Below are 11,624 nucleotides of genomic sequence, written 5' to 3'. Positions count from 1 at the left end.
GATCAGGGAACGACTTTGCGATCGAGCTGCTGAATGGTCTTGGTGCTGGCGGGACGTTCCTTGCGCAGGCGCGTGGAGATCGTTTCGGCGCGCGTGAGCACGCGAAGAATGTTCTCACCGGCCAGCGCGCGCAGTTCGGCATCGGTCCAACCGCGCTTCACGAGTTCCGCCAACAGGTCGGGATACTTCGAGACATCCTCGAGGCCCTGTACGGTTTCCGTGATGCCGTCGAAATCACCACCAATGCCCACATGCGCCGAACCAGCCACCTTCTTGATGTGATCGAGATGATCGGCCACATCACCGATGACCGCGGCCGGCACCGGGTTGGTTTGCCGCCACGCCGCAAAGGCCTTGAACTGCGCGTCGGTATCACCGGGGTACTGCTTGATGATGGAATCCCTTTGCATACCCCAGTCGACGATGCGCTGTGACACGAAACCCGGCACGAAGGTCACCATCACCACGCCACCGTTCTTCGGCATGCGGGCGAGGATGGAGTCGGGCACGTTGCGTGGCACGTTGGTGAGTGCGCGCGCGTTGGAGTGCGAGAAGATGACTGGCGCTTCACTCACATCGAGTGCGTCGCTCATCGTGCCGGGGGACACGTGCGACAGGTCGACGAGCATGCCGAGCCGGTTCATCTCGCGCACGACTTCCTTGCCAAACGCCGTGAGTCCTCCGTGCACGGGCTTGTCGGCAGCCGCGTCGGCCCAGTCGAGGGTGACGTTGTGGGTGAGCGTCATGTAGCGCGCGCCGAGGGCGTAGTACGAACGGAGCGCACCGAGAGAGTTCTCGATAGCATGACCTCCCTCCATGCCCATCAGGGAGCCGATCTTGCCCTGTGTGTACGCCTTTCGTACATCTGCCGCCGTGTAGGCGGGAGCGAGCACATCGGGATAGCGCTCGATGACACGGCGCGCGATGTCGAGCTGCTCGAGCTGCACGCGCGCGTATCCGGAATCGCGGATCTCGCCGGGGATGTACACCGACCAGAACTGCCCGCCCACCATGCCTTTGCGCAAACGCGCGATGTCCGTCATGCCCCGCGTCTGACGCAGGTTGTAGTCGACGACGTCGAGCGGCTTCTGCTTGTCCTCACGCATCGCCCACGGCAGGTCGTTGTGACCGTCGATAAGTGGCGAGGCGCGCAGCAGGCGACGCACATGCGCCAGCCGCTGCTCCAGTGAGGCGTTGCGCAGCGGCTGGCCAGTGGGTGTGGGCGCCACGGCGATGCCAGCGCGCGCGGTCTGTGCCGCCACCGGCTGTGCAGCAGCAGACAGCGTGGCCGCCAGCACACCCGCACACCATGCGAGTCGTGAACAACGTACAGCGGAAGAACTCAGCATCCGATTCGCTCCAGATAGTACGGCAGCATCTTGCGCCACCACGGCCAGTCGTGGTTCACATCGTGCCCCCACAACTCGTAGAGGTGGCCGATGCCCTTGCGGTCGAGCAGGTCGTGGAAGTCACGCGTCATGTCGGGCCGTTCGTATGCGCCCTGTCCGCTGGTGAGCACGATGCGCGAGTGGTGGCGCAGCTGATCGAGCGCCCAGCCCTCGGTGTTTGCCACATACCACATGGGATTGTTGAAGTAGCAGTTGTCATCCGAGTACCCCATGAAGTAGCTCGGCGACAGATCGTAAAAGCCGCTCATGCCGATCACACCGCCGAACAGATCGGGGCGGCGGAAGAATGAATTGGCCGCATGGAAACAGCCGAAGCTCGCGCCCGTGGTGATGGGGCGTGCGCCTGCATCGCCAACGACGTGGCGAATGAACGGCACGACCTCGTCTTCCACATAGCGGGAATAGAGGGCCTGTCGACGCGCGCACTCCGGCACCGAGATGCCACGTTCCATCCACGCGAGGCGATTGATGGAGTCGATGGAGAAGACGCGGATACGTCCCTGCTGCAGCAGCGGCTCGATGGCCTTGATGAGCCAGAACCGTTCGTTCTCGAGGAAGTCGGCCGCGGCCGTGGGGAAGAGCAGCACCGGCTGACCGCGCCAGCCATAGCTCACGATGGGCATCTCGAGACCGAGCGCGGGGCTGCGCCAACGGTCGATGCGCTTGGGCAGCGCCGGATCAACAAACTGTGGGGCCATCCGGGGAAACTCGCTGTAGGAATTGCCGGTGGCCAGTCTGGAACGGTCGTAAGGCGTGCCCGTGCGAGCCGGACCGTTTCTCCGAAGTGACATCCCCGTGTTCGCCCCGACACGCCGCCGTTGCGTTGCGGCGGCAGCGTGATGCCCATGGAGACTCCACCGCTCGTGGGGGCTGCGACTGTGAGCGTACCGCTCGCCGCCCCGACCGACCTCGATGTCTTCCCGCACCACAGTGATGCCATCCCTCCGGGGATCGTTGCCGCCGGTGCCTACGATCTGCGCTTTGCCTGGACCCGCGCCGATCTCCACGCTGTGCAGACGCTGCGCTATCGCGTCTTCAACGAAGAATTGCAGGAAGGGCTCAGTACAGCCGCCGCCGAGGGACGGGACGCGGATGAGCGGGACCCGTGGTTCCATCACTTGATGATCGTGCACCGGACCAGCGGCGAAGTGGTGGGCACCTATCGTCTGCAGACGGCGGTCATGGCGGCCACCCGTCACGGCTTCTACAGCGCCACCCTGTTTGAACTGGGCGCCGTACCGGGCGCCATTCTCGCCGAAGCCGTGGAGATCGGCCGGGCCTGCGTGGCACCGGCCCACCGGTCGGGACGCGTGCTGCGCCTGCTGTGGAAGGGGCTCGCGCGGTACCTGCAGTGGAACAGCAAGCGTTTCCTGTTCGGCTGCTGCTCCATTGCCGGGCTCGACGAGACCCATGCCGTGAACACCTGGCGGGCCCTGCATGCCCGATCGGCGCTGCACGATCAGGTGCTGGTGCGACCGCGTCCAGCGGTGCGAGCCCTGGCCGACGACGGCCGTCAGCGCCCGTCGGGCGAGGCGGAGGCGGTGGCCGAGGCGCTCAGGACGACGCTTCCGCCGCTGTTCGACGGCTACCTCGCACTCGGCGCGCGCATCTGCGGCGCGCCGGCGTTTGATCGTGAGTTCGGCACCACCGACTATCTCGTGCTGCTCGACAGTCAGGCGATGGAGCCGCGTGTCTATCAGTCGTTCTTCGGATAAGGACCGAATGCAGAACGGGTTTGCGCTGGGGATGGTGAGTGCGCTGTGCCGCGGCATCCTCGCGGTGATGGGCGTGCGCGTGTCGGTGCGTGGGGCGTGGCCACGCGAAGCCACGCTGGTGATCGCGAATCACCTGTCGTGGCTGGACATCGTGGCTGTGCTCGCGCGCAAGCGCTGCACCTTCGTGGCCAAGAACGATGTGCGCCGCTGGCCGCTCGTGGGCTGGCTTGGCGATGCGGTGGGTGTGATCTGGGTGGACCGCCACCACAAACGCGATCTGCTGCGGGCGATTCCCGTGCTGCAGGATACGCTGGCATCGGGCACGTCGGTGTTGCTCTTCGCGGAAGGCACCACCACTGACGGCCGCGCGTTGTTGCCGTTCAAGTCGGGGTTGGTGGAGGGCGCGGTGCGGGCCGGTGTGCCGGTGGTGCCAATGGCCATCACGGCATCGGCAAGCAGCGGTGATCTGCACGCCCTGTGCTGGATTGGCGACGAAACCCTGGTGGCGAACATTCCGCGCGTCTTTGCACTGCGCGATGCCCGCATGACGTTGCACGTCGCACCAGCGATTGCCCCTCAGCCGCTCACACGTACCGCGCGCAAGCTCGCCACCACATCTGCACGTAACGCCATTGCCGCACGCACCGTGGCGGGTGCCATCACCGCATCACTCGGAACCCGTGACCCGGCCGTTCACCCCCGAACCCGCCCCCCGCAACTCACAACCGCTTCCTGAAGCAGAACTTGCGACCGATCGACAACTCGGATCGCGAGATCGAGCGATAGCGCGCGATCTTCTCGGGGTACTTCTCGATCGTGGATTCCGAGTACCCCATGCGCAGGAACAGCGGCTCGGCCAGCGAGATCGCAAAGATCTCGGGGAAATTCCGCTCGCGGGCCAAATGTTCGGCGGCGTTGATGAGCACCTGCCCCAGTCCGCGCCCCTGGGTGTCGGGCGCCACCGCCAGCGACACCAGCTCCACCAATGACGGTGAGTATTCATCGAGCGCGACCTGCCCGATCACCTGCCCGTCCCCCGACCGCACCACCTGATAGTCCTGCAGGTGGCTGGTGACGAACGCTTCGCTGCGCATCAGTGTGAGACCATCGGGCGCATACAGATTGTTCAGCGCCACGATGGCCGGGATGTCCGCTTCCTCGGCGTGATGTACGAGGATGCCCGACGATTGATCAGAAATCACGGCAGGCGTTATCGCGAAGCGTAGACGCGGGTCTTGCCGGCCTTGTCGAACAGCAGCACGTCGTAGGCATCCTTACGGGAGCCCATCTCCATGCCCGGCGAGCCCACCGGCATACCCGGCACGGCGAGGCCGCGACCAGCGGGCTGCTCCTTGAGCAGCTTCACGATGAGGTCGGCCGGCACATGGCCCTCGATCGCGTAGCTGCCCACGCGCGCCGTGTGGCACGAGTGCAGTGCACTCGGCACACCAAAGGACGCCTTCACGCCCGGCATGTCGTCGGAGTCGCGCACCGTGACCGTGAATCCGGCTTTCTTCACATGGTCCACCCACTGCGAGCAGCAGCCGCAGTTCGGGTCCTTGTAGACCGTCATCGCCATGGCGGCGGGCTGAGCCGCCGGCTGGGCCAGAGCCGTGCGGCCGACGGCCAGAATGCCCACCAGCGTGGCGGCGCGCTGCAGGAAGGCGCGGCGATCCTGGGCGACGTCTTTGGCGCCGAGTCCCAGGTCGGAGTTGGGAAGATATGCAGACATGGTGGAAGTATAGCGATTTACGGAATGGATGGTTCCCGGGCCGGGATCCGCACACCGTCATGCGATTCCGGGTGGAAAAGGCACCGGTCAAGCCAGCGAACACACGGCCGATACTCATCAAGGAGCAACCACTCTGTTTCCTGCACTCTTCGATGATTTCGCACTCCACCGTTCTCGATCGCAGCCGGCACGCCGCAGACCGCCTGCTGGGCATCGTGCTCCTCGCGCACTTGCCGTTCGCCCTGCTGCTCGGGGCTATCTATAAAAGCTGGACCGCCGCCCTCGTTGTGGGTGTGCCGTTGTCGCTGGCCAGTTTCTGGCTGACCCGGGCCCGGGCCGGCGCTCCGTCCACCCGATTCCTGGTCGGCATCGCCTTCATGTGCTTCTCAGCGCTGTTCATCCATCAAGCCCACGGCCTAGTGGAGATGCATTTCCATGTGTTCGCATCCCTGGCGTTCCTGCTGGCCTATCGGGATTGGCGGGTGCCAGTGGCAGCCGCCGCGTTCATCGCGGTGCACCACGTGGCCTTCCATGCGCTGCAGGGGGCGGGTGTGGGGGTGTTCCTGCTCAACCACAGTGAGCACGGCGTGCTGATCGTGGCGGTGCATGCACTGTTCGTCGTGTTCGAGACGGGCGTGCTGGTATTCCTGGCCCGTCAGCTCGAGGCGGAGGCCAATACCACCCAGCAGGTGTTCGAATCGCTGGAAGCGGTGGGCGAGGGTCGGCTGGACGTGGTGCCCGCAGGAAAGGGCGTGGCGGCGGCGGTGCGTGGCGTGATCCACGCACTGGAGACGCTGGAAACGCATGGCGCCGAGCTGGGTGTGGCGGTGGCCGAACGCCGGTCGATGCGGGTGAATGCGTCGGACGACCTGCGTGGGGCGTTCTCGGTGATCTCGCGCCGGATGGTGGAGGGCGCGGCCACGGTGGAGACGCTGTGGCGGCACAGCGAGGCGTCCCGTCAGAACACGCAGCGGTTCCTGGATTCGATCACGCCGGTGATTGCCGCAATGCGTGACGGCGATCTGACGGGCGAGGCGCAGACGGGGTTTGGCTCGGAGTACGACCAGACCTCAAGCGACATGAACAGCGCACTTTCGCGCCTCTGTGAAGCCATTGCAGAACTTCGATGTGCATCCACGCAGATCGATGCCGCTTCAGGCGAGATCGCGAACAGCTCCGACAGCCTGGCCCAGATGACGTCGGATCAGGCTTCGGTGCTGGAGGAGATCAACGCCAACATCGTCGAACTGGCATCTTTGGGTGAAGCGACCTCGCGCAATGTGCGGGCGGCGCGGGAGACCACGGCCCGGGCCAATGATGCGGCGGTGTCCGGCGTGGGTGGGGTGAGCCGGCTCATGACGGCGATGGACAGCACCCGGGACGCGGCCCGCGAGACGGCCAAGATCGTGCGCACCATCGACGAGATCGCGTTCCAGACCAACCTGCTGGCGCTCAACGCGTCGGTGGAAGCGGCCCGGGCGGGCGAGGCCGGCCGCGGCTTTGCGGTGGTGGCCGACGAAGTACGGGCGCTGGCCATGCGCTGCGCCGAAGCGGCCCGCAACACCGCGCAGTTGATCGAGCAGGCCGTGCAGCGGGTGGAAGGTGGCGTGCACATCTCGCAGGAAGTGGAGGGTCAGCTGCTCGAGCTCTCCAAGCGCATCGCGTCGGTGCACACCGTCATGGATGTCATTGCCAACGACACCGACTCGCAGGCGCGTGGTCTCACCGGCATTCGTGATGCCGTGACGTCGCTGAACGAAACGGTGCAGCAAGTGGCATCGAACGCCGAAGAGTCAGCGGGTGCGGCGCAGGAGTTGATGGCGCAGGCACAGACGCAGCGTGAACAGGTGGAGCGGTTCATCGTCAGCGATCAACCACATCATGCGCGTGCGAATGCGCACACGAAAGCACGCACCGTGCGACGCGTGGCATGAGGCGACAGGGATAGCCTTGCATCACATCGGGAATTCCCCGACGTAAGTCCATCTCCCCCCCGACGGGAAGAAATGAGGCAGCGGCCTACACTCCAGGCACTGCCTCATTTCCTTTTGCACCCCTGAGGGCCTTCGATGACCTCCGCACCAAGCGCGGTTGCTCCATCAGCCGCGACCCTGGACCGCTTCTCCTACGACGATGACATCGTCCGGAAATTCCTGTTTGCCACGCTGATCTGGGGCGTGGTGGGCATGGTGGTCGGACTGCTCATCGCGCTGCAGCTCGCGAATCCCATCTTCAACTTCAACACCTCGTTCCTGTCCTTCGGTCGGTTGCGGCCATTGCACACGAACGCGGTGATTTTTGCATTTGCCGGCAACGCCTTCTTCACCGGCTGCTACTACAGCACGCAGCGCCTGCTCAAGGCGCGCATGTTCTCCGATGGGCTGAGCAAGTTTCACTTCTGGGGATGGCAGGCCATCATCGTGGCCGCGGCGCTCACGCTGCCGTTCGGCTACACGCAGGCCAAGGAATACGCGGAACTCGAATGGCCCATCGACATCGCGATCGCGGTGGTGTGGGTGGCGTTCGGCGTGAACTTCTTCGGTACACTGATCCGCCGTCGTGAGCGACACATCTATGTCGCGCTGTGGTTCTACATCGCGTCGATCGTCACCGTCGCCATCCTGCACATCTTCAACAACCTGTCCATGCCGGCAGGTCCGCTGAAGAGCTACAGCATCTACGCGGGTGTGCAGGACGCCTTCATGCAGTGGTGGTACGGCCACAACGCCGTCGCGTTTTTCCTGACGACGCCGTTCCTGGGCCTCATGTACTACTTCATGCCCAAGGCCGCTGAAGGGCCGGTGTTCAGCTACAAGCTGTCCATCCTGCACTTCTGGTCGCTGGTGTTCATGTACATCTGGGCAGGCCCGCACCACCTGCACTACACCGCGCTGCCCGAGTGGGCCTCCACGGTGGGCATGCTGTTCTCGGTGATGCTGTGGGCGCCGTCGTGGGGCGGCATGATCAACGGCCTGCTCACGCTGCGCGGCGCGTGGCACAAGGTGGCGCAGGATCCCATCCTCAAGTTCTTCGTGGTCGCCATCACTGCCTACGGCATGGCCACCTTCGAAGGCCCGATGCTCTCCATCAAGAGCGTCAACGCCCTGTCGCACTACACCGACTGGATCATCGCGCACGTGCACACGGGTGCGCTGGGCTGGAACGGCTTCATGACGTTCGGCATGGTGTACTGGCTGCTGCCGCGTCTCTTCCAGACCGAGATCTACAGCAAGCGCGCGATGGAAGTGCACTTCTGGATCGCATCGGTGGGCATCGTGCTGTACGTGGTGGCCATCTACAGCGCCGGCGTGACGCAGGGGCTCATGTGGCGCGCGTTCGACGAAACGGGACGCCTGGCGTATCCCGATTTCGTGGAGACGGTGCTCAAGCTGATGCCGATGTACTGGATGCGCGTGGTCGGCGGCACGTTCTACATCGTCGGCATGTTCATCTTCGGCTGGAACATCTTCAAGACGTGGGCGAACCGCCCGGCGCGCTACGAGGTTCCGGTCATCGAAGCGGCTCCGCTGGCGCCGCGTTACGTGCCCGACCATCCGGTGATTCCGGCGATGGGGCTGTGGGCACGCTTCAACCAGGTGGAATGGCACCGCGCGTGGGAACGTGCGCCGATGCTCTTCACGGCACTGACCGTACTCGCCGTGGTCGTCGCATCGCTGTTCGAGATTCTGCCGACGTTCCTCATCAAGTCGAACGTGCCGACCATCGCGTCGGTGAAGCCGTACACGCCGCTCGAACTCGCCGGCCGCGACATCTACATCGCCGAAGGCTGCTTCAACTGCCACTCGCAGATGGTGCGCCCGTTCCGCTATGAAACCGAACGCTTCGGTGAATACTCGAAACCGGGCGAGTCCGTGTACGAGCACCCGTTCCTCTGGGGCTCGCGCCGTATCGGTCCGGACCTGGCGCGTGAAGGCGGCAAGTATCCCGATCTCTGGCATGTGCGCCACTTCGAGGATCCGCGCGCGGTCACGGCCAAGTCGATCATGCCGGCCTATCCGCACTTCAGCACAACCGCGCTCGACTTCGACGCCATTCAGAGTCGAGTCGATGCGATGGCCATGGTGGGTGTGCCCTATGGCGAGGCACTGAACCGTGCGCCCGATATGGCGCGTGAACAGGCGAAGCAGATCGCCGCCGCCATTCTCGAACAGGGTGGCCCCGCCGGTCTCGAAGACAAGCAGATGGTGGCCATCGTCGCCTACATGCAGCGCCTGGGCCGCGACATCAAGGTGACCTCCACTTCGTCCAATACCTCGACGTCCGCGGCCTCCGCGCCGGGAGCGCAGCACTGATGAAACTCTCCGACATCATGTCGCACGCGGGACTGTCGTTCTACACCCAGGTCGCGCTCGTGCTCTTCCTCGGCGTGTTCGTCGCCGTAGCCATCCGCACCTGGATGCCCTCGCGGCGCGGCGAACTCGATACGGCGTCACGTCTGCCGTTCGACGAAGGGACGGTGGTGCCACGGGCAATGCCGCAGGTTGTGGCGCAGGTGGTTGCACACGCTGGCCGACAGGAGGGCTGACGATGAGTGATGCCTCAGATCGCGCCCCGGCGTCGGAAGCACCGAAGCCCAAAGCGAAGGGTGGCAACACCGACCGCATTCTCGATCACACGTACGACGGCATTCAGGAATACGACAATCCGATGCCGCGCTGGTGGCTGGCGACGTTCGTGGTCACGATCGTGTTCTCGGTGCTGTACCTGTTCAACATCGGCCCGATTGGCTCGGGCAAGGGTTGGATTGCCGACTACGAGGCCGACATGAAGGCCTACGCGGCGGCCCATCCAGCGCCGAGTGGCAGCGATGTATCGGAAGCGGCGCTGGCCGCGCTGGCGCACGACCCGAACGCGCTTGCCACCGGCAAGACGACTTTCGATGCGTACTGCGCCTCGTGCCATCGGCAGGACGGAGGTGGCCTGATCGGCCCGAGTCTCGCCGACGCCTACTGGCTGCACGGCGGAAAGAGCACCGACATCTACAAGACAGTGGTGGACGGCGTGCTGGCCAAGGGCATGCCGCCCTGGGGCAAGTCCCTCAAGCCTGAACAGCTCACGACGGTCGTGGCGTACGTCGTGTCGCTGGGCGGGACAAATCCTGCCAACCCGAAGGCGCCGCAGGGAGAGCTGGTCACTCCGTGAGCAGTCAGGCAGTACCTCCCCGGGTGGGGGGGCGTGTCCTCCCCACCCTCAATGAAGACGGAAGCCGTCGCTGGATCCGCCCCAAGCCATCGCATGGGGCGTGGTGGCAGCGACGCCGCGTGATGGCGTATGCACTGATGGCGGTGTTTTTCCTTGCGCCGCATCTCAGAATCTTTGGCAAGCCCGTGTTCCTGATGGACCTGCCGCGGCGGCAGTTCACGCTGATGGGCTTCACGTTTCTGCCCACCGACACGCTGCTGTTCATGTTCGTGCTGGGCAGCGGTGTGGTGGGCATCTTCCTCATCACCGCGCTGTTCGGCCGCGCGTGGTGTGGGTGGGCGTGCCCGCAGACGGTGTATCTCGAGTTCCTGTTCCGCCCCATCGGTCGGTGGTTCGACGGCGGTTACTCCGCGTCCCGCACAGCCGACAAGAAGGGCCTGTGGTTCACCCCGCGCCGTATCGCGAAGTACATCACGTTCTTCCTGATGGCGTTGTTCGTGTCGCACACGTTTCTGGCGTTCTTCGTGGGCACCGACCAGCTCTACCGCTGGATGCTGCATTCACCGTCGGCACATCCGACCGCCTTTGCGTTCGTGGTGGTGTTCACGGGTATCGTGTGGTTCAACTTCACGTACTTCCGTGAACAGACCTGCCTCATCGTGTGCCCATACGGACGCTGGCAGGCGGCCCTGATCGACCGGCAGTCGACCATCGTGGCGTACGACTACACACGTGGTGAACCGCGCGAACACGCGACGAAGACACGAGACCCTAACGCCGGCGACTGTATCGACTGCAATGCCTGCGTGCAGACCTGTCCCACCGGCATCGATATCCGCAACGGACTGCAGATGGAGTGTGTGCACTGCACGCAGTGCATCGACGCCTGCGACGACATCATGCAAAAGGTGGGCAAGCCGACCGGGCTCATTCGCTACTCCTCACAGGATGCGATTGCCGGCAAGCCGAAGCAGTGGCTGCGTCTGCGCACGGTGCTCTATCCCCTCGTACTCGCAGTGCTGTTGGGGGGTCTGGCCATCGCACTGTTCGTCAAGGAAGCGGCCGACCTCACCGTGCTGCGCGGCCTCGACGGGCCGTTCGCCACGGAGAGTGACGGGCGCATCTCCAATCAGGTGCGCATCAAGCTCACCAACCGTCGCAGCGAGGCGATGACATACACCATCGCGGTGAACGGTCTGTCCGATGCGGGGCTGTCTCCGCAAGAAGTTGCGGTGGTGATTCCCGAGAATCCACTGCCAGTGGACGCCGGTGCCACCCGCACCACCAGCCTGTTCGTGCTGCTGCCGCCGCGGGCGTTCATCCATGGTGAACGCTGGGTGAACATCACCGTGAGTGATGCGCGCGGCTACGAAGAAACCGTGAAGTATCGACTGCTCGGACCCACGGGTCCGACACCCGGAGGGGCATTGTGAAATCAGGTATCGGTTGGCCGATTGGTGTGGCCGTCATCCTTGGCTCGACGGTGGTGGCCAACATCGCCGTCATGCGCATTGCCAATGACGACCCCTCCTTTGCCGTGGAGCCCAACTACTACGCCAAGGCGGTGGCGTTCGATTCCACCATGGCGCAGGAACGTCGCAACCT

General features: G+C 64.4%; 12 protein-coding genes. 8 read left to right on the top strand and 4 right to left on the bottom strand.

Translation table 11 applies throughout. The features are described 5' to 3' along the window. Positions 1-2: 2 nt before the first annotated feature. Both VGE27_RS11530 and VGE27_RS11525 read right to left on the bottom strand, forming a co-directional pair. Positions 3-1,229: a dipeptidase gene (locus VGE27_RS11530; RefSeq protein ID WP_345788014.1), complete on the bottom strand. Its 1,227-nt coding sequence runs from the start codon at positions 1,227-1,229 to the stop codon at positions 3-5. Between the two features lie 113 nt (positions 1,230-1,342). Next, complete coding sequence (locus VGE27_RS11525) at positions 1,343-2,107, bottom strand: esterase family protein (protein ID WP_331049803.1); 765 nt, start codon at positions 2,105-2,107, stop codon at positions 1,343-1,345. Between the two features lie 147 nt (positions 2,108-2,254). Between VGE27_RS11525 and VGE27_RS11520 the strand changes: the two genes are divergently transcribed. Together VGE27_RS11520 and VGE27_RS11515 are read left to right on the top strand one after the other, a co-directional pair. Next, the gene (locus VGE27_RS11520) at positions 2,255-3,124 is read left to right on the top strand and encodes a GNAT family N-acetyltransferase (protein ID WP_331049802.1); all 870 of its coding nucleotides are present in this window, start codon (positions 2,255-2,257) and stop codon (positions 3,122-3,124) included. A gap of 7 nt (positions 3,125-3,131) precedes the next feature. Further along, a complete protein-coding gene (locus VGE27_RS11515) occupies positions 3,132-3,860 on the top strand; it encodes a lysophospholipid acyltransferase family protein (protein ID WP_331049801.1) in 729 nt (242 codons plus the stop codon). On the opposite strand, the gene VGE27_RS11510 is transcribed toward VGE27_RS11515, so the two are convergent. Beyond that, a complete protein-coding gene (locus VGE27_RS11510) occupies positions 3,844-4,326 on the bottom strand; it encodes a GNAT family N-acetyltransferase (protein ID WP_331049800.1) in 483 nt (160 codons plus the stop codon). The two genes, VGE27_RS11515 and VGE27_RS11510, sit on opposite strands and share 17 nt — an antisense overlap. Positions 4,327-4,334: 8 nt before the next feature. Continuing rightward, complete coding sequence (locus tag VGE27_RS11505; protein WP_331049799.1) at positions 4,335-4,856, bottom strand: DUF411 domain-containing protein; 522 nt, start codon at positions 4,854-4,856, stop codon at positions 4,335-4,337. Between the two features lie 152 nt (positions 4,857-5,008). On the opposite strand from VGE27_RS11505, the gene VGE27_RS11500 reads away from it, so the two are divergent. The 6 genes from VGE27_RS11500 to VGE27_RS19560 all read left to right on the top strand — a co-directional run. Then, positions 5,009-6,790: a methyl-accepting chemotaxis protein gene (locus tag VGE27_RS11500; RefSeq protein ID WP_331049798.1), complete on the top strand. Its 1,782-nt coding sequence runs from the start codon at positions 5,009-5,011 to the stop codon at positions 6,788-6,790. 135 nt (positions 6,791-6,925) lie between these two features. Then, entirely contained in the window at positions 6,926-9,169 is a 2,244-nt protein-coding gene (ccoN, locus tag VGE27_RS11495) for a cytochrome-c oxidase, cbb3-type subunit I (protein WP_331049797.1), read from the top strand. Then, positions 9,169-9,402, top strand: a complete 234-nt coding sequence (locus VGE27_RS11490; RefSeq protein WP_331049796.1) for a hypothetical protein — start codon at positions 9,169-9,171, stop codon at positions 9,400-9,402. The genes ccoN and VGE27_RS11490 overlap by 1 nt, the downstream gene beginning before the upstream one ends. A 2-nt stretch (positions 9,403-9,404) precedes the next feature. Then, entirely contained in the window at positions 9,405-10,019 is a 615-nt protein-coding gene (locus VGE27_RS11485) for a cbb3-type cytochrome c oxidase N-terminal domain-containing protein (RefSeq protein WP_331049795.1), read from the top strand. Beyond that, a complete protein-coding gene (ccoG, locus tag VGE27_RS11480; protein ID WP_331049794.1) occupies positions 10,016-11,452 on the top strand; it encodes a cytochrome c oxidase accessory protein CcoG in 1,437 nt (478 codons plus the stop codon). Before VGE27_RS11485 ends, ccoG begins: the two co-directional genes overlap by 4 nt. Further along, the coding region (locus tag VGE27_RS19560) for a FixH family protein (RefSeq protein ID WP_414653560.1) at positions 11,449-11,624 on the top strand (176 nt) is incomplete at its 3' end. The genes ccoG and VGE27_RS19560, both read left to right, overlap by 4 nt.

Source organism: Gemmatimonas sp. (assembly GCF_036405635.1).
Lineage (GTDB): Bacteria > Gemmatimonadota > Gemmatimonadetes > Gemmatimonadales > Gemmatimonadaceae > Gemmatimonas.
The sequence above is the reverse complement of the archived record's forward strand: the minus strand, read 5'-3'. Positions and strand labels throughout refer to the sequence as shown.